The sequence below is a fragment of the Synechococcus sp. RC10A2 genome (assembly GCF_047502605.1).
Genome location: NZ_JANSHP010000108.1, coordinates 1 through 21,673, shown reverse-complemented (window position 1 = coordinate 21,673; position 21,673 = coordinate 1). Strand labels below are relative to the sequence as shown.

21 protein-coding genes and 1 tRNA gene are annotated in these 21,673 nt (G+C 62.5%); 11 read left to right on the top strand and 11 right to left on the bottom strand.

Going from position 1 to position 21,673, the window contains the following annotated elements; all coding sequences use genetic code 11:
• Positions 1–13 precede the first annotated feature (13 nt).
• Positions 14–868, top strand: a complete 855-nt coding sequence (locus NW848_RS15285; protein ID WP_414508810.1) for a hypothetical protein — start codon at positions 14–16, stop codon at positions 866–868.
• Positions 869–969: 101 nt separating this feature from the next.
• The gene (locus NW848_RS15280; RefSeq protein WP_414508809.1) at positions 970–1,806 is read left to right on the top strand and encodes a universal stress protein; all 837 of its coding nucleotides are present in this window, start codon (positions 970–972) and stop codon (positions 1,804–1,806) included.
• 14 nt (positions 1,807–1,820) lie between these two features.
• On the opposite strand, the gene NW848_RS15275 is transcribed toward NW848_RS15280, so the two are convergent.
• The 4 genes from NW848_RS15275 to prmA form a co-directional block, all read right to left on the bottom strand.
• Entirely contained in the window at positions 1,821–3,350 is a 1,530-nt protein-coding gene (locus NW848_RS15275) for a hypothetical protein (protein WP_011431289.1), read from the bottom strand.
• 7 nt (positions 3,351–3,357) lie between these two features.
• Complete coding sequence (hisS, locus tag NW848_RS15270; protein WP_099812814.1) at positions 3,358–4,617, bottom strand: histidine--tRNA ligase; 1,260 nt, start codon at positions 4,615–4,617, stop codon at positions 3,358–3,360.
• Positions 4,618–4,697: 80 nt separating this feature from the next.
• Complete coding sequence (locus tag NW848_RS15265) at positions 4,698–5,516, bottom strand: 16S rRNA (uracil(1498)-N(3))-methyltransferase (protein ID WP_011431287.1); 819 nt, start codon at positions 5,514–5,516, stop codon at positions 4,698–4,700.
• On the bottom strand, positions 5,486–6,391 hold the full coding sequence (gene prmA / locus NW848_RS15260; protein ID WP_049749840.1) for a 50S ribosomal protein L11 methyltransferase: 906 nt from the start codon (positions 6,389–6,391) through the stop codon (positions 5,486–5,488). The genes NW848_RS15265 and prmA overlap by 31 nt, the downstream gene beginning before the upstream one ends.
• A gap of 452 nt (positions 6,392–6,843) precedes the next feature.
• On the opposite strand from prmA, the gene NW848_RS15255 reads away from it, so the two are divergent.
• Complete coding sequence (locus NW848_RS15255; RefSeq protein WP_206336831.1) at positions 6,844–7,671, top strand: hypothetical protein; 828 nt, start codon at positions 6,844–6,846, stop codon at positions 7,669–7,671.
• A 6-nt stretch (positions 7,672–7,677) separates the two neighbouring features.
• Here the strand turns inward: NW848_RS15255 and NW848_RS15250 are convergent, their stop codons facing one another.
• Entirely contained in the window at positions 7,678–8,427 is a 750-nt protein-coding gene (locus NW848_RS15250; protein ID WP_099812816.1) for a phycocyanobilin:ferredoxin oxidoreductase, read from the bottom strand.
• 227 nt (positions 8,428–8,654) lie between these two features.
• Positions 8,655–8,741 (bottom strand) — tRNA-Ser (locus tag NW848_RS15245).
• A 166-nt stretch (positions 8,742–8,907) separates the two neighbouring features.
• Here NW848_RS15245 and panB point away from each other — a divergent pair.
• Entirely contained in the window at positions 8,908–9,693 is a 786-nt protein-coding gene (gene panB / locus NW848_RS15240; protein WP_011431283.1) for a 3-methyl-2-oxobutanoate hydroxymethyltransferase, read from the top strand.
• Between the two features lie 41 nt (positions 9,694–9,734).
• Here the strand turns inward: panB and NW848_RS15235 are convergent, their stop codons facing one another.
• Positions 9,735–10,010 carry a hypothetical protein gene (locus NW848_RS15235; protein ID WP_414508808.1) on the bottom strand — a complete coding sequence of 92 codons (276 nt, stop codon included), beginning with the start codon at positions 10,008–10,010 and terminating at the stop codon, positions 9,735–9,737.
• A 517-nt stretch (positions 10,011–10,527) separates the two neighbouring features.
• Between NW848_RS15235 and secG the strand changes: the two genes are divergently transcribed.
• From secG to NW848_RS15220, 3 genes are read left to right on the top strand one after another with little or no spacing between them, the layout of a single operon-like run.
• On the top strand, positions 10,528–10,767 hold the full coding sequence (secG, locus tag NW848_RS15230; protein WP_011431281.1) for a preprotein translocase subunit SecG: 240 nt from the start codon (positions 10,528–10,530) through the stop codon (positions 10,765–10,767).
• 14 nt (positions 10,768–10,781) lie between these two features.
• Positions 10,782–11,444 carry a YqiA/YcfP family alpha/beta fold hydrolase gene (locus tag NW848_RS15225; RefSeq protein WP_414508807.1) on the top strand — a complete coding sequence of 221 codons (663 nt, stop codon included), beginning with the start codon at positions 10,782–10,784 and terminating at the stop codon, positions 11,442–11,444.
• 33 nt (positions 11,445–11,477) lie between these two features.
• A complete protein-coding gene (locus NW848_RS15220; protein ID WP_414346158.1) occupies positions 11,478–12,191 on the top strand; it encodes an HAD family hydrolase in 714 nt (237 codons plus the stop codon).
• Here the strand turns inward: NW848_RS15220 and fabG are convergent.
• Positions 12,188–12,931, bottom strand: a complete 744-nt coding sequence (gene fabG, locus NW848_RS15215) for a 3-oxoacyl-[acyl-carrier-protein] reductase (RefSeq protein WP_228375524.1) — start codon at positions 12,929–12,931, stop codon at positions 12,188–12,190. The two genes, NW848_RS15220 and fabG, sit on opposite strands and share 4 nt — an antisense overlap.
• Positions 12,932–13,362: 431 nt before the next feature.
• On the opposite strand from fabG, the gene NW848_RS15210 reads away from it, so the two are divergent.
• Positions 13,363–13,851, top strand: a complete 489-nt coding sequence (locus NW848_RS15210) for a DUF3531 family protein (protein WP_011431276.1) — start codon at positions 13,363–13,365, stop codon at positions 13,849–13,851.
• A 3-nt stretch (positions 13,852–13,854) separates the two neighbouring features.
• Here NW848_RS15210 and NW848_RS15205 read toward each other — a convergent pair whose 3' ends face one another.
• Together NW848_RS15205 and lptC are read right to left on the bottom strand one after the other, a co-directional pair.
• Positions 13,855–15,519 carry a sulfatase gene (locus NW848_RS15205; protein WP_099835766.1) on the bottom strand — a complete coding sequence of 555 codons (1,665 nt, stop codon included), beginning with the start codon at positions 15,517–15,519 and terminating at the stop codon, positions 13,855–13,857.
• 82 nt (positions 15,520–15,601) lie between these two features.
• A complete protein-coding gene (gene lptC, locus NW848_RS15200; protein ID WP_414508806.1) occupies positions 15,602–16,603 on the bottom strand; it encodes an LPS export ABC transporter periplasmic protein LptC in 1,002 nt (333 codons plus the stop codon).
• Positions 16,604–16,708: 105 nt separating this feature from the next.
• On the opposite strand from lptC, the gene NW848_RS15195 reads away from it, so the two are divergent.
• Genes NW848_RS15195 through NW848_RS15185 form a run of 3 tightly spaced genes read left to right on the top strand, consistent with a single transcriptional unit; the run spans position 16,709 to position 20,758 of the window.
• The gene (locus tag NW848_RS15195; RefSeq protein ID WP_011431273.1) at positions 16,709–17,566 is read left to right on the top strand and encodes a branched-chain amino acid ABC transporter permease; all 858 of its coding nucleotides are present in this window, start codon (positions 16,709–16,711) and stop codon (positions 17,564–17,566) included.
• Complete coding sequence (locus NW848_RS15190) at positions 17,566–18,525, top strand: branched-chain amino acid ABC transporter permease (RefSeq protein ID WP_011431272.1); 960 nt, start codon at positions 17,566–17,568, stop codon at positions 18,523–18,525. Before NW848_RS15195 ends, NW848_RS15190 begins: the two co-directional genes overlap by 1 nt.
• A 58-nt stretch (positions 18,526–18,583) precedes the next feature.
• Positions 18,584–20,758 (top strand): RNA degradosome polyphosphate kinase, encoded by a 2,175-nt coding sequence (locus NW848_RS15185; protein WP_414508816.1) that lies wholly within the window; start codon positions 18,584–18,586, stop codon positions 20,756–20,758.
• Positions 20,759–20,796: 38 nt separating this feature from the next.
• On the opposite strand, the gene NW848_RS15180 is transcribed toward NW848_RS15185, so the two are convergent.
• A complete protein-coding gene (locus NW848_RS15180) occupies positions 20,797–21,375 on the bottom strand; it encodes a DoxX family protein (RefSeq protein WP_414508805.1) in 579 nt (192 codons plus the stop codon).
• Positions 21,376–21,673: the final 298 nt, after the last annotated feature.

The window sequence follows — 21,673 nt, the reverse complement described above, 5'->3', positions numbered from 1 at the left end:
GAGGGATCCCTAGATGAAGCCTTTTGCAATTACCAGAAGCTGGCTGCTGGCCCTGGGCCTTGCCCTGGGGGGGTGGGAGCTGCCGGCCTGGGCGGGCTGTGGCTTTCCGCGCGGGGCAGGTCAGACGTTTTTTTCCCTCCAGCCCGAGGTGTACCAACCCCGCACCCGCTTTGACCAGGGGGGACGCCTGCAGCAGGCCCCTTCAGAGTACGGCGAGACCCGCCTCAACCTGTTTGCCGAAACCGGCCTCAGCGATCGCCTCACCCTCAACCTCAACACCAGCTATGTTTTTTTGGAAAATCGCTTTGCTAGCGGCGACCAGCTTGTAACCCAGCGCAACCAGGGCCTGCGGGATCTGGAGCTGGGCCTGCGCCATACTTGGGGAGAGGGGGATCCCTTTTTCTCGGCGCAATTGACGGCCCTGATCCCGCCGGGATATGCCACCCAGAACACCTCCCTGCCCCTGGGCTATGGGGTTTTCGGCTACGACTTCAGCTTGGGAGCGGCGGCTAATGTCGAGCTGGGATCCCTGCCCGCCTTTTTCGACTCCTGCCTCACGTTCCGAGATTACTTGGGCTATCCCGGGGATCGGGTCAAGGCCAACTTAACCCTTGGGGCCGATTTGACTCCTGAGCTGCAGGCCATCCTGGCTTTGGATGGGGATTTTACGTTGGGCAACGGCGCGCCTTTGTTGTTCGGGGATTTGGCGGTTCAGGATCCCGACTACGACAACCTCAAGCTTTCTGGCCAGCTCAACTGGCGGCTGGAGGGAGGGTTAACGCTGGGCTTGGGGGGGTTTCAGTTCCTGGCCGGTCGCAACACCAATGCCGGCGGCGGCTTTACCGGCTATGTGTGGCTAAGTTACTGAAACCCAACAAAATGTTGCAGGATATCCCCTACGGTAACAGGGATCCGCAGGGGCAGATCTAGGATGAGTCTTGGCAAACTACGGCCCGGAGAACGGATCCCATGCCTCGATTTGAGAACCTCATTGCCGCTATCGACGGCAGCGGCCCCACCGAGCAAATGGTGCATACCCTTCTGTCTCTGCCGGCCTTTGCCCAGTGCCACGTGACATTGCTGCATGCGGTGCCTTCCCAGACCTCTGCCGAGGAGATGCGGGCTGCCTGGCAAAAGGGGCAGGAACTGCTGGCCCAAACCCTGCAGACTTTCCCCCCCCGCCCAGGGCTAAAGATCAGCACGCAACTGGTGGAAGGGGATCCCAAGGTGGTGGTGCTGCAGGTGGCCGAGTCCCTGCCCGATCCCCTGATCGTGATGGGATCGCGGGGGCGCAACCGCCTCATGGCCATTTTGCAGAACTCGGTCAGCCAATACGTGTTCCAGCTCGCCTCCTGCCCCATGCTGCTGGTCAAAGACGACGCCTACGTCAAATACCCCAGCCACGTCATGGTGGCCCTCAACAACTCCCCCGCCGCCCAGGCCGCCTTTGCCACGGCCCTGGATCTGGTTGCCGGCATCCCAGGGGCCCAGATCTTTTTGGCCTCGGTGCAACTGGATGCCGATGCCCAAGGCCGGGACGAGGCTTTGGATAAGGCCATTGCCACCCTCAAAAGCCGCCAAATCCCCCACCGGGTGTTTACGGCGGTCGGCGATCCCGGCGCCGAGATCGTGCGCCTGGCGGAAGAGAGCAAGGCCGACCTGCTGGTGATGGGATCCCCAGATCGCCGGCCCAGCATTGCCCGCAGCATCCCCGATTTGGATCGCCTGCTGGGGCGCTCCATCTCCGACTATGTGCGGGTGCACATCGGCTGCCCCGTGCTGATGGTGCGGTCTGCTCAAGACTAGAGACTGGTCACTCCCTAAGGCAGGATAGAACGGCGCTCCGTCACGCGGTCGCTTTGCTGCTGGCGATCCGGGCTGACGGCCCAAGCCTCGAAGATGAGCTCAGGGACGCCAGGGGGGATGGTCATGCGGGTGAGGGCTTGCCACCGCCCCTGCTCGTCGCGGGAGAAGTCCAACAACCACCGGGGGCCATCCACCAAAGAGCGGGTGTGACCGTGCTTGACCCAAAACTTAATCCACAAAGGAGGCTGAGCGGTGGAGCTACTGGCAGAATTGACGGAAGCCGGCAAACGCAGCACTACATCGAAGTTGTCACCTGCCCGCAGTTGCTCAGGCACCACCAGTTGCGGCGCCGGGCAAGCTCCCGGCACCTGCGGGGAAAGAGGCGAGGTTCCCGGACTGGCGGCGGCGAGCGGTGGCGGCGGAACCGCCTCCTCGCGAGGTGGCTCAGGTTGGGGTGGTGGAGAAGAGGATGAGATGGGCACTGGCCCAACCTCAGGTTGGGCGGCAGGTTCGGGCGCGGTGTCTGCTAGGGAGGCTGGGAGCTCTTCTGGCTGAAGCGGGCCCAAAACTTCTCCAGCCTCCTCTTTTTCCGCAGGGGCGCTGCGCTGCGAGATGCGCAACAACTTCTGCAGGGTGCGTTCGGGGGACAGCAAGGGTGAGGGCGGGGAAGAACTGCCGGCTGCGGCTGGCGTTTCTTCTTGCCGCTGCTGACCGGCAGGGATCCCTGGGGAGGGTGGGAGGACTTCCCCCTGGCCGCGACAGCGAACGGAAAAGGAGATCCGCAGCGGCTCTGGATCCGACCAGGAAGAGGGAGTGAGGCGCAGTTCCCCCCGCAGCGGACGGCTCCAGGTATGGCTCGGCAGGGTGATGGGAATGCTGAACACTGCCGTCCGGGCTTCAGTCGGAAATTGAATCAGCCGTTGCCCCTCGAAAACCGGGCTCTGCTCCCCTTCATCTTCTTGCCAAACTCGTACCCGCAGCTCGCCACTACAGCCAATCCGCCCCGTCACCACCAGCACTTCCCCCGGAGATCCCTCCAATTCGCTGTGCATCAGGGAAAACAGCTCTGGCGGGATGGCAACCTCTTTTTTCTGAGCCAGCTCAGGAGGTTCAGACGCGACTTCTTGGGCCGCCGGGGATAGTGCCTGTTTCCGCTGCACCGGGGCGGGCACAACCTGGAAGCGCAGGCAATTGTTCAGCTCCGCCTCGCCAAATAACTCGGCGATCAAATCGGCATCTCGGCAGTGCAACTCCCAAAAACCAGGGGCGAGGTGGGTGGCCGGCAGGATGACGCCGATCCCCTCCTCGTTGGTGCGAACAGAACGGGTTTGCATGAGCGAGGCGGCTGTCTTGGGGTTGGCTACCGCTGGGGATCCGCTATTTTCGGTCGGCAGAGGGCGCTGGCGGACTTCCACTGTGATGGTGAAGTGGGGCTGGGGAGAACGGGCAACGATGGTGTAGGTGTCCTCTTCCAGAATGGCTCCCTCGGCTGGTACCGGCTGCCAGTCTTCTCGGCCGTTGCGCCGCACCCAAAAACTCAACATCGCTCCCTCACCTCTGGGACACCAAATACTTCACCAGGTCAGCTTGCAAGAGGGTTTGCTGCTGCCCCGTGGGCAAGTGCTTGAGCTGCACCTCCCCGGCCGCAGCTTCCGCATCCCCCAGCGCGACAGCCCAGGTCGCACCGCTGCGGCTGGCCCGCTTGAACTGCTTGCTGAAAGCGCTGCCGCTCAGATCCAGCTCGGTGCAGAAGCCGGCTTGGCGCAGAGCTTGGGCAATCTGAAGGGATTGGGCCTCCGCTTTGGCGCCGCGGGAGATCACGTAAACCTCGACCGATGTTGGCGGAATCTCCTGTTGTTTCTTCTGCAGCAGCAAAACCAGCCGCTCCAGGCCGATGGCCCAGCCCACCGCCGGGGTGGGAGGCCCGCCCAGCTCCTCCACCAGACCGTCGTAGCGGCCACCCCCACAGACGGTGCTCTGGGATCCCAGCTCCGGCGAGACGATCTCAAAGGCGGTGTGGGTGTAGTAGTCCAGGCCGCGCACCAGGTAGGGATCCAGCTCATAGGGAATGTCTAGGGCTTGGAGATGGGCCTGCACTTGCTCGAAGAAGGCCCGCGAGTCAGCACTGAGGTAATCGGGCAGCTTGGGCCCTTGTTCAGCAATGGTGCGGGTATGGGGATCCTTGCTGTCGAGGATGCGCAACGGGTTGCGGACAAGGCGCTCCTGGGAGTCCGGATCCAGCTCTTCCTTCAAAGGGGTAAGGTAGTCCACCAGGGCTTGGCGATAGGCCCGCCGATCCTGCGGATCCCCGAGGGAGTTGAGCCGCAAGGTGAGGTTTTCCGCCCCCACTGCCCGCAGCAGATCCCAGGCCAAGGCGATGACCTCGGCATCGGCGCGGGGATCGCGGCTGCCCAGCAGCTCCACCCCCAACTGGTGGAATTGGCGCTGCCGCCCCGCCTGGGGACGCTCATAGCGAAACATCGGCCCACAGTACCAGAGGCGCTGCACATCGCCGGCCACCTGCAACCCATGCTGGATGTAGGCCCGCACCACGCCGGCGGTGTTCTCGGGGCGCAGGCTCACCTCCTGCTCGCCGCGGGTGCTAAAGGAGTACATCTCCTTGCCCACCACGTCGGTGGCGCTGCCAATGCTGCGGGCAAAGAGTTCTGTCAGCTCCAGAATCGGGGTGCGGATCTCCTGGTAGTTGGCTCGCCCCAAGATCTCGCGGGCGCTGGCCTCCACCTGCTGCCAAAGCCGTACCTCCTGCGGCAGGATATCTCGGGTGCCGCGCACCGCCTGGATCATCTCCATGCCTGTTCTCCCCCGCCCAGAACCACGGCTTGCTGCGCCAATGGTCGGCGTCAGTTTTTTCCTATCAACTCAATTATCGATTATCGGCTATCGGCAGCCGCGTTCCCCATTGCCGACGGGGCAAGCTGAGCCTGAGCTAAACCCCAACAGGAGTAGGTGGCGGCCACTTGGCTGCTGGCAGCCACAGCGGCGGTGGTGGAGCGCAAAATGGTGGTGCCCAGGGAAACCGGCACTCCGCCATGGGCTTCCGCCTGACGGCGCTCGGCCTCCGTCCAGCCGCCTTCTGGGCCGATGGCCACCGCCAAGACGGGATCCCTCTCCGAGAGCCTCAGCTTCGGCAGGGCTTGCAGCAGGAGGGGAGCGTTCTCCCGCGCCACAGCAATGCCCCACCAATCGGCTTTGAGCTCGGCCAGCCAACTTGTCCAAGGGGTAGGGGGATCAACCTGGGGCCAGCGCAGCCGCTCACATTGTTCGGCGGCCTCCTGCACAATTTTCTGCCAGCGTTCCCGCCGGCCCCATCCCGGCTCCACCACGGTGCGCTCCGTCAGCAGAGGGGTAATGCGCGCCGCTCCCAGCTCGGTGACCTGGCGAAACACCTCGTCAAACCCCGGCCCCTTGACCACTGCCAAGCCCAGATGCAAATAAACGGGCAGCTCCCGCGGCAGCGCCTCCACCTCGCCCATAACCTGGGATCCCTGCGGCTGCCAATGGGCCAGCCACAGCTTGCCGGAGCCATCCAAAACCAAGAACGGATCCCCCGGCTTGAGGCGGCGCACCCGCTGCAAGTAGTGCTCTTGCGGGCCGGTTAAACGGAGAACACCGCCGGCATCCCGTTGAGCCGGGTCGATGGCCAGGCGGGGCAGAGAACTCAGGTCATGCGTGCGTTCAGACAGCACCATTCTCCCCGTCGCCAGAGGGCTGCCACCGCCCATTCGTTGGCCTCCAACATCTCCGCCACCAACTTGGCCTGCTCGAGGAGGATACCGCTGAGGATCAGCCACCCCCCCTTTTTCACCACCAGGCCAAACTCTGGGATCATATCCAGGATCACGTCCGTCAGAATGTTGCACACCAGCCCGTCCACCATCTCGGGAATGTGCTCCAGGCTCCCCTGGGCCACCACAATGCGATCGGTGAGGCCGTTGAGGTCGCGGTTGTGGAGCGTGGCCTGCACCGCCAGCGGGTCGATGTCCACCGCAAACACCCGCTTTGCCCCCAAAAGAGCCGCCGCCACCGACAAAATGCCCGATCCACAGCCCACATCGGCCACTGTTACCCCCTCTGTGCCCGCCCCCAGGCGCATCTCCAAAGCCTCCAGGCAGAGCTGGGTGGTGGGGTGCGTGCCCGTGCCAAAGGCCATGCCCGGATCCAGCCGCAACAGGAGACGACCGGGATGGGGGGGGGGATCCAGCCAGGCCGGACAGATGAGCAGCTTGTCCCCAACTGGCTCGGGCTGCCAGTGCTGCTTCCAACTGTTGCTCCAATCCTCCGCTTCTATGCGTTCCCAGCGCAGTTTGGGGATGGGCTGGCCAGCCACAAGGGCGTCTTGCCGCAGGCGCAGCGCCAGAGCGGCCAAATCCAAAAGGGTGGCGCGGAACCAGGGCAAATAGGCGTGAATGCTGATTCGATCTTCGCCATGAGCCTGGCTGGCCATGCCCTGACAGCCAAAGCTCTCCAGCCGCCAAAAGATCTGATCCTCCTGGGCAGGGGAAGCGATGATGTTGAGAGCCCACCAGGCCCCACCGGGATCCGGCGCTTGGGCAGGCGAGAGCAGGCTGGGGTCGGCAACGGTTGTGCTCACGGGGATCCCTTCAACAAACCTAAGGAAAACCGAAGTTTTGGCTAACAGAATAGCGCTCCAAGTTGCCAGCAGGCTAGCACTTAATCCAGCACTCTATATCAAAAATTGCAGTTCTCCCCTCAATTCATAGTTTAGGCTTTAAGAGCCTGCCCCACTGTTCCTGGTTGGTCTGGGATTTGAAGGCGCACACCCGTCGGCTTGGCAGCGACGCAGGGATGGACTTCCCCCCAATTGGGGGATGGCCCTCAGCGGTTCCTTGGATGCCCAGCTCGGCCTTGTGAGATAGATTAAATCCAAAAGCATTGAACAAGAATTGGGTACAGCGTTGACGTGCTTTCCAGCCTCAGTGATTTTACTGATAGATGAGGTTTGGCCGGGGCATGCTGAGTAACGATGGAGAGGAAGCAATGCAGGCGGCAAAGTCGATGTCAACCGAGCAGTCAGCGCAGCAGCCGAAGGTGGCTCCTCTTGCCAGAGGGGAAAGGGCTGGCCACGAGGATCCCCAGCCGCTCGCAGTCAGCACTCGCAAGCACTCCGTCCCGCTGGCGCGAACGGCTCTCATGCAGCGCTTTAACCGCAGCTTTCCGCCTTTTTATAGCCAGTTCGTCAGCAGCGAGGTGCAGGCTCAAAATCTGCGCTTGGCCTATGCCCTCTACCAAACCCGCAAGGCCGTGGTACAGATGCGGGACGAGCGCAGCAAGACGGTGGTTTGTCTGGCCTATCGCAACCGCCCTTCTCTGCTCAGCGACCTGTTTGGGGTGCTCACCGCTTTCAATCTCTCGGTGCACGGCATCCACCTTTACGGGCAGATCTACTCACCGCACTTGGTGTTTATCCGCGTCACCGTCTCGCGCGATGGCCACAGCCTTTCTGCCCAGACCAAGCTCAACCTAGAACGGGCTATTCACGAGTGCTTGGCGGGGGTGTTTCCCGTTCACGAAACCTTGGCGCTGGAGTTTGATCTCAAGGCCGGCTTGAAAGACACCCAGGTTTCTTTTTATTTTGACCCGGTGTTTCATCTGCCCACGCTGTTGGTGGATGTGGACAACCAGCCGGGCGTGTTTTACCGGGTGATGACCGCTCTGGCGCAGGAGGAGTTGACCGTTGTTCACCTCAATCTGATGCTCCGCCGCAAGCAGACGCGCTTCATTTTCTACTTGCTGGGGCCGGATGCAACTCCAACCCTGCCGGAGTTCCTAGGGCAAAAATTGGCGTTGAGCATCCAGCAGCGGCTGCAAGGGGATCCCGTCTAATCGGCACTAGATCTGCATAGGACTGGGGGGCAAATCGAAAAGGACGGTGCTCAGGTAGCGCTCGGCCCAGGCGGGGCCAAAAGCTTTTTCCAAAACGCGGCGGGTGCGGTCGTTTTGCTGTTGTTGGCTGCAGTAGCGCTGCTGCCCTTGGTAGTGGGCCAGGATCTGGACAGGATCTGTCTGCGGGGGGATCTGTTGCGCCAGCCGGCAGTGGATTTCCAGGTAACGGCAGGCAAAATACAAAAAGCGGTCGGCTTCCGCCTCATCGCCGGGCCGGATGAACAGGCAGTAGGGAGAAAAAATCGTCCCCCACGGCGGCAACTGGCGCCGGTTTTGGAAAGGGGCGAGATGAGCTCCCAAGGCTTCCAGCTCTTGAATGTAGGGATCCGGCAAAGTGGGGGTGACCGGCGAGAGATCGACGATGGCGGCGCTCACCTGGCCGCGGCCGGCCACAATGTCACAGCCAAACAGCGGCAGCGGGTACTGCGGCTGCGGAAACATGACGCAGTGGAGGATATCCAGGCTTTGCCCGGCCTGGGCCAGCTCCAGGTGCAGCTTGCGAAAGGGATCCCCTTGGTAGCAGCGGTTTTCGATCTGCAGTTTCTCGCCTTCCAGGCGGCCCTCCACATAGCCCAGCTCCGCCGGCAGGGCATAGGGAGCCAGGCTGAGGTGGGATCCCCAAATGCTCAGAATCGCCTCCGAAAGGCGCTGGATGAGGGGATGCAGTTGCGCTTGCAGAGCAGGGGCGGTGAACATGGGAGCCAAGAAGACCGGTTAAGCGACAAGTCCTCGAAAGCCCTGCCGGGCCAATCCGCAAAGGTGCCCTCCTGAGATCCAGGTTTCAGGAAGCTGAGGTGGGACTTAATAAAGCGAGGGATCCCAGCCAGTCCAGGGCTGCCGGGGGCTTTGGCGGAGGTGGAGAGGGCCGGATGCTGACCCTAGCGGGCGTTGGCAGCGTTGAGCGCCATTGGATTGATCGAGGACGGAAGGGGTGGGATTCGAACCCACGGTGACCTTGCGGCCACAACGCTTTTCGAGAGCGTCACAATCAACCACTCTGTCACCCTTCCAGTCTGCATAGGGCTTTACCATCTTAGCGGCAAACGGGCTATCCTGCCCGGATCCCCTCTCGTGGAATGGGGCAGATGCAAGCTGGCCAAGCACCCCAGGGCCAAAGCCCTTGGGGGGTACGGCCCGACCAGCCGGAAATGGCGGGGCAAATGAGATCATAGAGGTATGGCTGCCCTTTCCATTCACCACTTTCGCCAGGCCAAACAGGCGGGTCAACCGTTGGTGGCCCTCACGGCTGCTGACTACGCCACAGCGCAGATCTTGGATCGGGCCGGGATCGACTTGATCTTAGTAGGCGACAGCCTGGCCATGACCAGCTTGGGGCACAGCAGCACCTTGCCCCTGACTCTGGAACAGATGATCCACCACGCCCAGGCAGTGCGCCGCGGCGTAGAACGAGCCTTTTTGGTGGCCGACTTGCCTTTCTTGAGCTACCAAGTCTGCAAAGAGCAGGCCCTCCTCTCGGCAGGACGTCTGATGAAGGAGGCAGGGGTGAATGGGGTGAAGCTGGAGGGGGGCTACCCAGACATGGTGGAAACAGTGGCCTTTCTGGTCCAGCGAGGGATCCCGGTCTTGGGCCACATCGGCCTCACCCCACAGGCCAAACATCAACTGGGGGGGTATCGCCAGCAGGGGAAAACCCCCTCGGAGGCGGAGCGGCTGCGCCAGGAAGCCCTGAGCCTAGAGCGAGCAGGAGCCTTTGCCCTGGTTTTGGAACACATGCCGGCGGAATTGGCTGCCCAGATCACCCAGCAAGTCGGGATCCCGACTCTGGGGATTGGGGCTGGCCCGGCCTGCGACGGCCAAATTCTCGTCACCCACGACCTGCTCGGCCTCAGCGAGCGGATCCCGCCCTTCGCCAAAGCCTACGCCAACCTGCGAGAGGTGATCCGAGAAGCGGTGGAAGCCTTTGTCGGCGATGTTCATCAGAGACTGTTTCCCCCCACTTAGGGGATCCCCTGGGAAACTCGCAAGTATCACCTTCTGGCAGCTCAGTTGTTGGTTACTGCGCTCCCCTGGCGAGGATCTCCAGAAATTGGAAGCCAGTCGGGGCAGCCGATTGCCGCCTCTGTCAGAGCTTGCTGAGGATGGACAGCGCACTTGAGGTGGGGATCGCCGCTGTAAAACCTGCACTTGTGGCAGGGGATGCGGTGCATCTGTTGAGCTTGATGCAAGAAGTCCGCGACTGCTCTGGCCACCGTCCACAACGGCAAGAGTAGCAATAGCCACGCGATGGCCCCGCTCAGAAGAGGCGGAAGAGAGCTCATACAGGACACCAGCAATACAGAAGGATAGCTTGCTAGCCCCGTACTTTAGTGCGGAGCGGAAAAGCCCGTAAGCAGCTTTAGTTGCTTGCCAATAGTGTAGACGAGGCGTACCGTTCCCAGGCGAGCCTCTAATCACGGTGAAAAACCCGACCGGTGGCAAGCGTCTGCGAGATGCCAACCTCTCGGCCAACCTGCAAGGACTCCGTCCCGCTGACGCGATCAGACAAGTAAGCAGAACCTTGGGGCTTTGACTGAAAGAACTGTCTAGAGGCGGTTTGGCAACGCCTTTACAAGTTCGTTTTTGAACTGCGTAAGAATCCCCCCCTTAGTCGGGGAAGTGTCAAGACGGGGTCAGGCTCGGCTGTATAACGTCCCCCAGAGAGGGAAAAGTTGGCAGTGAGAGATCCCACGCTGAAACTCCAATCTAATGGATTTTGGAAGGGGAGCGCAGGGTGTGCCAGGGTGGAGATACAGGCGATAATAGCTTCAGCAACGTGCCCTAGTGGGATCCTCTGCGATGGAAGCCTTCTTCGAGTTCCTTTGGTCTGCCTCGGCCGTTTTGCTGGTGATACTGGTGTTGTTGCATAGCCCCAAAGGGGATGGGCTGGCGGGCATTGGCGGCCAGGCCCAATTGTTCTCCAGCTCCAAAAGTGCCGAGCAGAACCTCAACCGCATCACCTGGACGGTGGCCACCCTCTTCCTCTCCATCAGCGTGGTGTTGGGGGCAGGCTGGCTCTCGGCAGCCACAGGCCCCTAGGGATCCCTGTCATCGTGGCGGTCATCTACTTGCACGGATTCGGCTCTGGGCCTCAATCGGCTAAGGCTACTTTTTTCCGGCAGCGGCTGCAGCAGCTTGGGATCCCTCTGCAGGTGCCCGATCTCAACCAGGGCAACTTTGCCCAGCTTACCTTGACCCGCCAGATCCGGCAGGTTTCTGAGCAGTTGGCGCAAATGGGCCATCCTCCCGTTACCCTTATTGGTTCGAGCTTGGGGGGACTGGTGGCCGCCTGGGTGGCCGAGCAGCAACCCTGCGTGCAGCGTCTGGTGCTCTTGGCACCGGCCTTTGGCTTTCTGGGCCATTGGCTGCCGCGGCTGGGGACGGAAGCGGTGGAAAGCTGGCAACGCACCGGCCAAATGCCAGTATTTCACTACGGAGAAGGCCGTCCGCTGCCGTTGGAGTACGGTTTTGTCACCGATGCCCAACGCTACCCGGATGGGGCGTTGCGCCGGCCTGTGCCCACCCTAATTGTGCATGGGATCCAAGACGACACCATCCCCATTCAAGCCAGCCGAGACTATGTGGCCCGTCGCCCCTGGGCCCAACTGGTGGCGGTGGAGAGTGACCACGCCCTGACGGATGTGTTGGATCCCATCTGGCAGGTTGCCAGCCGCTTTTGTGGCTGGGGGATGGCGACAGAGCAGCCTTGCTGGTGAGGGGATCCCTGTCCCGCGCTTGCCCAACGGTCTATGCCGCCCAAAATGCTCCGCGCCGCTGACGCGACTGCCGGCCTGCTTTTGGATATGGACGGGGTGATCGTGGATTCGGAGCCGATCCACGCCCGCGCCGGGACTATCGCCCTGCAGCGCTGTCAGATCTCTCTGGATCTGGCCCCCATCTCCCTGCAGTTTAAGGGGCGCACCGACCGGGACATGTTCGAGTATCTTGTGGAACACCTGACGGACACCCCGCCTGCGGAACGATCCCTGCTGGTGCAGCGTTTGATCGAGGAAAAGGCCAAGGCTTTTGGCGAGCTGCTGGGGGAGGTGCCGCTGGTGCCGGGGGTGCTGGAGTTTTTGGCGGCCAGCCGCCGCCGCTTCTCAGCCCTGGCCCTCACCACCTCAGCCACCCGTCGGGATCAAGAGCAGATCTTTCAGCGCTTTAACCTGGGCCGCTGGTTCGACGCCGTGGTTACTGCCGAAGATATCCGGCGGGCCAAGCCCGACCCCGAGCCCTACTTGAAAACGGCTGCCAAGGTGGGCTTGGATCCCAGTCTGTGTTTGGTGGTCGAAGACTCCACCCACGGGATCCGCGCCGCCAAGAGGGCCGGCTGTTGGGCGGTTGGCCTGACCACTGCTTTCACCGCCGAGGAACTGCGCCGGGCGGGGGCCGATGCCGTGGTGGACAGCTTTGCCGAGCTGGCAGCACTTCTAGACCTGGGGGGTAAGGGGAAACAGCTCTAGCTCATCACCATGCCGCCGTCGATGGCGAAGACCTGCCCGGTGATGTAGGCTGCCGCCGGGTCGGCCGCCAAAAAGCGCACCAGCCCCGCCACCTCTGCCGGGGATCCCAGTCGCCCCAGGGGGATCTGGGCCAGGATGGGGCCGGGATCCAGCTTCTCGGTCATCTGGGTGGTGATAAAGCCGGGGGCGACGGCGTTGACGGTGATGTTGCGGCTGGCCAGCTCGCGGGCTGCCGTCTTGGTCAGGCCCACCACCCCTGCTTTGGCGGCGCTGTAGTTGGCCTGGCCGGGATTGCCCACCAGGCCCACCACCGAGGTGATGTTGATGATGCGTCCCTGCCGCTGCTTGACCATGATCTTGGCGGCCGCCTTCAGACACAGAAAGACGCCGGTGAGATTGAGATCCAGCACCGCCTGCCAGTCTTCCGGCTTCATGCGCAGCAGCAAGGTGTCGCGGGCCATGCCGGCATTGTTCACCAGCACGTCCACCCGGCCCCAGCGCCCCATCACCTGCTCGAAGAGTTGTTCCACCGCCTGCGGCTGGGAGACATCGGCGGCCACAGCCATCCCTTCGCCCCCCAGGGCGGCGATCTCCTGCAGCAGCGACTCGGCCTCGGCGGCGGAGCGAGCGTAGTTGACGACCACCTTGGCGCCAATCGCCCCCAAGTGAAGGGCAATGGCCCGGCCAATGCCCCGGCTGGCTCCGGTGACCACCGCCACCTGGTTATGGAGCGAGGGCAAGGGGAGAAGTTCAGACATAGGCAGCAGCTTCCCGCTTATTTCTACCGCCGCAACAGTATAGGATGCTTTGGCCTTGTCTGGGGCGGGGAGACTCCCCCCTATGGCCGTTCCAACAGCGATGAGACCGCCTGTCGCCTCGATCCCAAACTCCCCTCTCCTCTTGGGAGAGGGGCTGGGGGTGAGGGCTAGCTCCTCTTGGGAGAGGGGCCGCGGCTGGTCGCATCAGCAGCGCGGAGCGTTTGAGCAACTGGCTGGGGAGACCCCCTCGCGTCAGCGGGCCGCAGGCCCCAACGGTAGGTGCTGTCGCTGCTCGCGCAAGCGGAACGGTGTTCCCTAAGCGCTGACGCCAGGAGGATCCTTGCCCTCTGGGGAGAAACCAGTAAGCTGGGCCAGATTAAGATCGATGGCTAGGCCTAGCCGAGGAACCGTCCATGCAAGTGGAGTTTCGCGAGTGCGATCCGGGAAATCTCTGGATCTGGTTTGAGTTTGCGGAGCCGCCGGTTCCAGCGGAGCTGGAGTACCTCAAGGAGGTGCTGGAATCCTGGTATGTGCTGGGCAAGCTGGGGGGATTCAACGCCGAGCGCCTGGTGGCCCAAGAGGCGGAGGTGGATCTGAGCTATTTGGAGTACCCCAGCGACTCAGCTCCCTTGACCTCCCTGATGCACAACATGGGATCCTTGGAAGAAAAGGGCAACTGGGCCCGCTGCTGGTTTGACCTGGGCACGGCCGATGCCTTGGCGCTGGATGTGCTGATCAACGCCCTGCGCACCCTCAGCCTCGAGTACATTAACCTCAGCCGCGTCATCATCGGCGGGCAGAACGAGGACTGGCCAACACCGGATCCCGAGGAGACCGATGTCTATGATGATCTCAACGGCTACCTGCGGGATCATTGGGGGGAAGAGGGAGAGCTGGAATAGCTCCTACTCCAGGTAGCCCAGCTCTTGCATCCGCCGCACCAAGTCTGTGTTGCTTTCCATGTCAACTCGGCGAGGAGCGGTGCTGGGCCGGCGCGATTCTGCCCACTCCAACCACTGCCTCAGCCCTTGCCGCAGGCGGTCTAGCCAAGCCTGGGGGGAAAGGGATCCCGGCTCAGAAGGGATCCCGGCCGCCAGCAAGTCCTGCAGTTCCGCCGGATCCTGCTCCAGGTTGTAGAGGCTGGGGCGATCTCCGGTTTGGATCAGCTTGGTCACCCCTTCGTAGAGAGCGCGGCGGGTGTCGTAACAGGCGCGCGCCTGCAGCAGGTTGTCGTTGCGGTTTTCCATGGCGCGCAGGAGAATCTGGGGCGGGAAGGCTTCGCTGAGCACCACTCCCTGCTCCGGATCCTCGCCGGCCAGGGTGCGGCTCAGGCTGAGGCGGGCGATCTCGCGGCGAAGCTGGAGGCTGACGCGGGGGGCGCCGTTGGCTAGAGAAAGGCTGGGGCGGAAGCCGGCTGCTTCCAAGAGAGTATGGAAGAGGCGGCGGGTGGAAACGGGGGTGGCCACGCGCTTTCCTGCTGGAAAGTAGCCGGGGTAGTGCAGGATCAGGGGGACGCGGATCAGCTCTTCGTAAACCACAAAGGCGTGGCCGACAAAGTCGTGTTCCCCTAAGCCTTCGCCGTGATCGGCGACGATGGCCACCAGGGTGTTCTGCTCTAGGCCGGTGTGGCGCAGGGTCTCGAAGACGGATCCCAGCAGGTGATCCTGGTAGGCCACCTCGGCATCGTAGATGTCCCTGAGCACCTGGGCCTGCAGCGGGGAAAGCGGCTGGGGCAGGGGCGCCATCCAGCGGTAGGGCTGGGCGTTATACTCCCGCAAAAAGTCGCGCGCCTCGCGGTTGGTCTTGAAGTAGGGAGCATATTTCTGCACAAAGGGCTCCGGCGGCCAGTAGGGCAGGTGGGGCTCCATCAGGTTGACAAAGCAAAAGAAGGGCGGCGCTTGCCCATCCAACTGGCGGCGGGCCATCTGCTGCAAGTAACCGTTGAGGTCAGCAATGGAGGCAGCCGTGTTGCCCTTGAAGTTCATCAGCCGGGTCCAGAGGGAGGCAAACCAGGGGTGCAGCGCCAGTTGGAAGAGAGTATCAGAGCGGGCAAAGGCGTTTTGCACCGGGTAGGAGAGGCGGCGCCAAAACTGGGTGTAGGCGGCCAGCCAGCGGTTGAGGGGGGTGGGCAAGGGATTGCCTTCGGGGGGGCGGGTGGGCAGGGCCCCGCCGTAGTTGTAGAAGGTGTCAAAGCCGCGCCGCAGCCCGTTTTTCAGGATCCCGACCAGGGGGTTGTTGCAAAAGCCCACGGTGGTGTAGCCGCCCAGTTTCAACAGCTCCGCCAGGGTGGGCAGGGCGGGGCTCAGCTCCAGGTCTGCCTGGACAGTCTGGTGGGTGCTGGGATATTCCCCCGTAAACAGGGAGGCGTGGGAGGGGATCGTCCACTGGGCGGGGGCGATGGCCCGCTCGAAGAGGGTGGATTCTGCCGCCAGCCGATCCAGGTTGGGGCTGGTGGGCACCTGGCGGGCCCGCTCTTCCTCTGACCAGTAGCAGGAAAGGCGATCCGCCCGTTGGGTATCGAGCACGATCAACAGAATGTTGGGGCGTTCCCCCAAGGCGGCCTCTGCCATTGCTGAACTCCTCACCACAACCCACCCAACACGGTTCTTAAACTATCTTGACATGCTCCTGTCGGCCCTTTGTCGCCGGCTCCTAGGGCAAAGTGAGCTGGGTTTGGCTGTTGCCCTGGATCCGGGCGGTGTTGGCCTGCCAGTCTAGGATGCCGCTGTCGCCGCTCACGGTCAGGGCTTGTCCGGGCTGGCGGTAGCGCACATTGCCCAGGGCCTGCAGTTGGGTGGAGCCGATGCGCCAGCGGATCTCTTGGGCCTGCAACTCTTGGCCGGTTTGCAGGGACTCCGTCCCGCCAACGCGAACGGCTTTGGCTTTCACGTTGCCCAGCAGGCGCAGCTCGGTTAGGGGCAGCGGAGCCCGCAACTGCTCGCCGCTGAGGCGCACCCTTTGCTGGGGGGCATCCACCTCGACTGCTCCCAGCGCCTGCACCTCGCCGGCGCCAAATTCCCACAAGAAACGGTGGGCGGCCAGCTCCAGCTCCGGATCCCGATACTTGGCCCGCACCGGTTGGCTCGGATCCCGATTCTCCAGTTGCATCTGGGCTTGGCCAAAGTCGATGCGCAAGCGATCCCCCTCCAGAGATCCCCGGCCGTCCAACAGCTCCACCTGCACCTGGCCCTCGGCTTCGAGGAGGCGCTGTTCCGGCAACCACTGCAGCCGCTCTGCCTGCAGGCGCAGGTTGTCCCGCTCCGATTCCACCTCCACCTGGCCCGTCAGTTCCAGCCGCCGCTCGCCGGGGTAGGCGGATCCCCGCTCGGCCCGGACGCGAATGGCGCGATCCTCTGCGTCGAAAAACTCTCCCTCGATAGACTGCAAATGGGCGGATCCCAACTGCACGGGAGTGGTGCCATTTTCTGGGGGGGACTCGTATTCGGCCAGGCGAGCCTGGAGGCGCCAGAGCAGGCCACCATCGGGTTTGGCCTGGGTGAGGGTGATGTCTTCGTAGATCAACTGGGGGGTGGAGATGGGTGCGGAAGGAGCCTCGGGATCCCTGGCCGGGGGTGGCTCCGGCCCACCACAGGCAGCGCTCAGCAGGGCCAAAACCACTAGCCAACCTAGGATCCGAGAAGAACTGGGCTGCATGGCTCTCTCTCTTGCGCGCTTTCTCCTACCCTAGCTTTACCCTGCCGCTGGGCCGGATGGGATCCCGCTGTGGCATCATCAGGGCAGGGTATTGCGGGGGCAGGTGTGACCCAACTGTTGCAACTGTTCATCTACGGCCTCGTCCTGGGCAGCATCTATGCTTTGGGGGCGATTGGGGTGTCTCTCACGTTTGGCATTTTGCGCTTTGCCAACTTTGCCCACGGGGATCTGATGACCTTGGGGGCCTACTTTGCCCTGACGTTTGTCGGCTGGGGTTGGCCGCTAGAGGTGAGCTGGATCCCGGCGGCCTTGGCGACAGCACTGTGTGCGGTGGGGATCGACCAACTGGTCTATCGCCGCCTGCGCCGGGAAGCGCCGGTGATTTTGCTGATCTCTTCTTTTGGCACGGCCCTGATCTTGCGCAGCTTGGTGCAGATTCTCTGGGGGCCCAACAACCAGGTGTACCGCAGCGGCATCCAGTTGCCCTGGCAGTTTTGGGGGCTGCGCGTCAAGCCGGATTGGGTAGCGATTCTGGTGGGAACGGCGCTGTTGGTGGTGGCGCTGCACCTGTTTTTGCAGCACACGCGGGTGGGGAAAGCCATGCGGGCCATGGCCGACAATTTTGACTTGGCCAAGGTGACCGGCATCGATACGGAGCGGATCATTCTCTGGACTTGGGCCATTGGCGCCGCCTTGGCCTGTGTGGCGGGCATCTTCCTGGGCCTGGATACGCGGCTGCACCCCACCATGGGCTGGCGGCTGCTGTTGCCCGTTTTCGCTGCAGCCATCCTCGGCGGCATTGGTCGCCCTTACGGGGCCATCGCCGGGGGGCTGGTGATTGGCCTGGCGGAGGAGTTTTCTACTTTGGTGCTCAGCCCAGCCTACAAGACGGGGGTGGCCTTTGCCATTCTGGTGCTGTTGCTGATCTTGCGGCCCACAGGGCTGTTGGGAGGACGGGCCTGATGTTGAGCTACGCCATTTTCTTTTTGGTTTTGGTGGGGATCTACGGCGTGCTGGTGCTGGGCCTCAATATCCAGTGGGGCTACGCCGGCATGTTCAACATTGGGGTGGGGGCCTTTTTTGCTGTGGGGGCCTACGCCAGCGCCATTGCCACGACGCCGCCCACCCCTGAGCACCTGGGCGGGTTCGATCTGCCGTTCTGGGTGGGCTTTGCCATGGCGGTGGTCGCCGCCGGGGCGATCGCCTTCTTGATCGGCTTGATTACCCTCAAGCTGCGCTCCGACTACTTGGCCATCGCCACCATCGGCATTGCCGAGATCATCAGCCAAATCCTGAAAAACGAGGGCTGGCTGACCAACGGCGTGCGTGGCATCACCCGCATTCCGCGGCCCTTTCGCGGCTGGATCCCAGGACAGGATACGCTGCTGTACTTGGGCTTGGTGCTGCTGGTCTTGGCGGTGGTTTACTGGCTGAGCGAGCGGGCCTATCGCTCTCCTTGGGGACGGGTGCTGCGGGCTATCCGCGAGGACGAGCCGGCAGCCCTAGCCGCTGGCAAAGATGTGCTCCAGTTTCGTTTGCAGGCATTTGTCCTGGGATCCATGCTCATGGGGCTGGCGGGGGCGCTCTATGCCCATTTTGTCAACTTCATCAGCCCGGAAGCCTTCCAGCCGGAGTTTGCCACCTTCATCGTCTGGGTGATGTTGATTGCCGGGGGCAGCGGCAACAACCGCGGCGCCCTGCTGGGGGCGCTGGTGATTTGGGGCGTGTGGTCGGGCAGCGAATGGTTGACCAACCGTCTGCCGCCCCAATGGGCCACCCGGGCCGGCCCCTTGCGCATTTTGTTGATCGGGATCTTGCTGCAGGTGATTCTTCTCACGCGCTCCCAAGGGCTGTTGCCAGAACGTCCGCCCAAGCCTGTTGTGGCTACTTCCGTTTCGTCTAAGCAGAACCCAGCAGGATAGGATGGGGTCGGCTGCAGCCGTTGTTGACGTGTTTGAGACAACCCAGACCTCTGCCACCATGACTCCGCGCCCCCAGGAAACGGACTCTCCCTTGTCGCCCCACAACCCCGACGCGACAGGCTGCCATCCCGATGCCGGACAGCCCGGGATCCCGACTGCGCCCATCCAGGAGGGCTATGCCTTGCCGGAGCAGTATTTCAACCGCGAGCTGAGCTGGATCGAGTTCAACGCCCGAGTGTTGCACGAGGCTCTGGACGAGCGCACTCCCCTGTTGGAGCGGCTGAAGTTTCTGGCCATCTTCGAGAGCAACCTGGACGAATTCTTCATGGTGCGAGTGGCGGTGATTCGCCGTCAGTTGGAGACGGGTGTGTTGGTGCTGACTCCAGATGGCCTCACACCGCAGCAGCAGTTGCGGCAGATCTCCAATCGCCTGCGCCCCCTGATTCAAAAGTTACACGAGTGTTTTCGGCAGGAACTGGTGCCTAAGCTGGCGGAACAGGGCATTCACATCCGCGATTTTTCCGAGCTGGCCGAACCGGAGCGGCAGGAGCTGCGGGAGTATTTCGACCGCCGCCTGTTTCCCGTGCTCACCCCCTTGGCGGTGGATCCGGGCCATCCTTTTCCCTATATCTCCAACCTCAGCCTCAGCTTGGCGGTGGTGGTGCGGGATCCGGAGACCGGCAAGGAACACTTTGCCCGCGTCAAGGTGCCCAACACCCTGCCCCGCTTTGTGCCGCTGCGGGACGGGGTGAGCTTCGTGCCGCTGGATCAGGTGATCGCCCATCACCTGGAGGCCCTGTTCGTGGGCATGGAAGTGCTGGAGTACTACCCCTTCCGCATCACTCGCGACGCCGATCTGGAGATCCAAGAGGACGAGGCCGACGATCTGCTGGCAGCCATTCAAGAAGAGCTGCGCAAACGGCGCTTTGGCTCGGTGGTGCGCATGGAGATCGCCAAGTCGATGCCCTCTGCCATTCGCCAACGGCTGTGCGAAGAGCTGCATCTGGATGCCGACTCCGTTTACGAGGTGGATGGGCTCCTCAACATGGGGGGGCTGATGGCGTTTCTCAACCTCAACCGCCCTGATTTAAAAGATCCCCCTTGGGGGCCCGTCACCCCTCCCCGCTTGCGTACTGCCTCGGTCAGCGATGAGCCGGTGGATATCTTCTCCGTCATCCGGGAAGGGGATCTGCTGGTGCACCACCCCTACGATTCCTTTGCTGCCAGTGTGGAACGGTTTTTGGAGGAGGCGGCCAACGATCCCCAGGTGCTCACCATCAAGCAAACCCTCTACCGCACCTCCGGCGACTCCTCGGTGGTGGGATCCCTCATCCAGGCTGCCGAGAACGGCAAGCAGGTGGCCGCCCTGGTGGAACTCAAAGCCCGTTTCGACGAAGAAAACAACATCCTCTGGGCCAAGAAGCTGGAAAAAGCTGGGGTGCACGTGGCCTACGGCCTGCCGGGGCTGAAGATCCACTGCAAACTGGCGCTGGTGGTGCGGGAAGAGGGGGGATCCCTGCGCCGCTATGTCCACATCGGCACCGGCAACTACAACCCCAAGACCGCCCGCATCTACACTGACTTGGGCCTGTTTACCTGCGATGAGACTCTCTGTAACGATGTAACAGAATTGTTTAACCTGCTGACGGGCTATTCGCGGCAACGGCACTTCCGCAAGCTGCTGGTGGCCCCTCGCACCCTGCGCCAGGGGATGGAAGCCTTGATCCGGAGAGAGATGCGCCATGCCCAAGCCGGCCAGCGGGGACGCATCATCGTCAAGGTCAACTCCCTCACCGACCCGCGCATGATCCAAGTGCTCTACGAGGCCAGCCAGGCAGGGGTGGAGATCGACCTCATTGTACGTGGCATGTGCTGCCTGAAGCCAGGGATCCCGGGCCTGAGCGAGCGCATCCGTGTCATCAGCATCATCGGGCGCTTCTTGGAGCACTCCCGCATCTTCTACTTCTACAACGGCGGCCAGGAAGAGTACTTCATCGGCAGCGCCGACTACATGACCCGCAACCTGGATCGCCGCGTCGAGGTGGTAACCCCTGTAGAGAATCCCCTGTTGCAGCAAGAGCTGAAGGCGATCTTGGAGATCTGTCTGACGGATAACCGGCAAGCTTGGGAATTGCGTCCCGATGGCACCTACGTACAGCGACAGCCCAAGCCGGGAGAGCCGGTACGCTCCACCCACCAACGCCTGATGGAGCGGGCCGCCAGCCGCCTTTAGCCCTCACCCCCGGTCCCCTCTCCCTCTGGGAAGTTGGCTTAGGAGCGAGGGGTTTGGGCAGCTTCGGCCTCTTGCTCGCCCAGGGCGAGCACCTGCTCGGTGGCCTGCAGCGAAGACTGCAAGCTCTCCAACTTTTGTCGGCTGGAGCGGTTCAGCCCCGCCTCAATGCCGTTCACCAAGAGCTGATCCAGAGAGAACCAACCGCCGCCATTGACGGCAAAGGCCAAGAAGATGGCCGCGTAGATGGCCGATAGCTCCAGGTAAGGAATGCTGAAGCCGGCCACCTTGATGTGGTGAAACATGGCCACCGCCATCGTGGCCACCAGGCTCAATGCGGCGGGCCGCGTGAACAGGCCCAGGGCCACCAGGGGAGCTGCGATCAGTTCAGTGTAGGCGGCTACATAGGAGAAAAAGATGGGGAACGGCAAGCCGATCACTTCCACATAGGCCGCCGCAAACCCTTCGATATCGGCCAGCTTGTCGAGGCCGTTGTGAATCATGAATAGCCCCGCCACCACCCGCAAGACGGTCCACCCCAACTGGGACCACCGCGGAGGAACGCTGTCGTGACGCAAAACCGAGACGAGCAGCACGGGAAACTGCTGAGTGAGTGCCATGAGATGCAACCTGCAATGCAAAGATGCTAACTATTGTAACGATTCTAAATTTCTGTAACAAGACCAGGGCGGGATCCCCTGTCCTTCGGAGGCCGGATCGTCGGCCATTGGGTTGGGGGTGGGCGCAGCAACAGAGGGGATCCCTGCCCCCGCAGCGTCGCTTGGACAAGATGCGCCCGAGCCGTTCTCGAGTGCCTATCCTTGTGAAGTGTTGGCGCAATTCTTCTGGCAGACGATCCCTGTCTTTAGCTAATCCGCCGTTCGCGCTAGCGGGACGTAGTCCTGGAAGCCCCGCTCT

Excerpts from the sequence above, each read along its gene's own strand:
- NW848_RS15285 (WP_414508810.1), top strand. The coding sequence starts at position 14 with ATGAAGCCTTTTGCAATTACCAGAAGCTGGCTGCTGGCCCTGGGCCTT.
- NW848_RS15280 (WP_414508809.1), top strand. The coding sequence starts at position 970 with ATGCCTCGATTTGAGAACCTCATTGCCGCTATCGACGGCAGCGGCCCC.
- NW848_RS15275 (WP_011431289.1), bottom strand. The coding sequence starts at position 3,350 with ATGTTGAGTTTTTGGGTGCGGCGCAACGGCCGAGAAGACTGGCAGCCG.
- hisS (WP_099812814.1), bottom strand. The coding sequence starts at position 4,617 with ATGGAGATGATCCAGGCGGTGCGCGGCACCCGAGATATCCTGCCGCAG.
- NW848_RS15265 (WP_011431287.1), bottom strand. The coding sequence starts at position 5,516 with ATGGTGCTGTCTGAACGCACGCATGACCTGAGTTCTCTGCCCCGCCTG.
- NW848_RS15255 (WP_206336831.1), top strand. The coding sequence starts at position 6,844 with ATGTCAACCGAGCAGTCAGCGCAGCAGCCGAAGGTGGCTCCTCTTGCC.
- NW848_RS15250 (WP_099812816.1), bottom strand. The coding sequence starts at position 8,427 with ATGTTCACCGCCCCTGCTCTGCAAGCGCAACTGCATCCCCTCATCCAG.
- panB (WP_011431283.1), top strand. The coding sequence starts at position 8,908 with ATGGCTGCCCTTTCCATTCACCACTTTCGCCAGGCCAAACAGGCGGGT.
- NW848_RS15235 (WP_414508808.1), bottom strand. The coding sequence starts at position 10,010 with ATGAGCTCTCTTCCGCCTCTTCTGAGCGGGGCCATCGCGTGGCTATTG.
- secG (WP_011431281.1), top strand. The coding sequence starts at position 10,528 with ATGGAAGCCTTCTTCGAGTTCCTTTGGTCTGCCTCGGCCGTTTTGCTG.
- NW848_RS15220 (WP_414346158.1), top strand. The coding sequence starts at position 11,478 with ATGCCGCCCAAAATGCTCCGCGCCGCTGACGCGACTGCCGGCCTGCTT.
- NW848_RS15210 (WP_011431276.1), top strand. The coding sequence starts at position 13,363 with ATGCAAGTGGAGTTTCGCGAGTGCGATCCGGGAAATCTCTGGATCTGG.
- NW848_RS15205 (WP_099835766.1), bottom strand. The coding sequence starts at position 15,519 with ATGGCAGAGGCCGCCTTGGGGGAACGCCCCAACATTCTGTTGATCGTG.
- lptC (WP_414508806.1), bottom strand. The coding sequence starts at position 16,603 with ATGCAGCCCAGTTCTTCTCGGATCCTAGGTTGGCTAGTGGTTTTGGCC.
- NW848_RS15190 (WP_011431272.1), top strand. The coding sequence starts at position 17,566 with ATGTTGAGCTACGCCATTTTCTTTTTGGTTTTGGTGGGGATCTACGGC.
- NW848_RS15185 (WP_414508816.1), top strand. The coding sequence starts at position 18,584 with ATGACTCCGCGCCCCCAGGAAACGGACTCTCCCTTGTCGCCCCACAAC.
- NW848_RS15180 (WP_414508805.1), bottom strand. The coding sequence starts at position 21,375 with ATGGCACTCACTCAGCAGTTTCCCGTGCTGCTCGTCTCGGTTTTGCGT.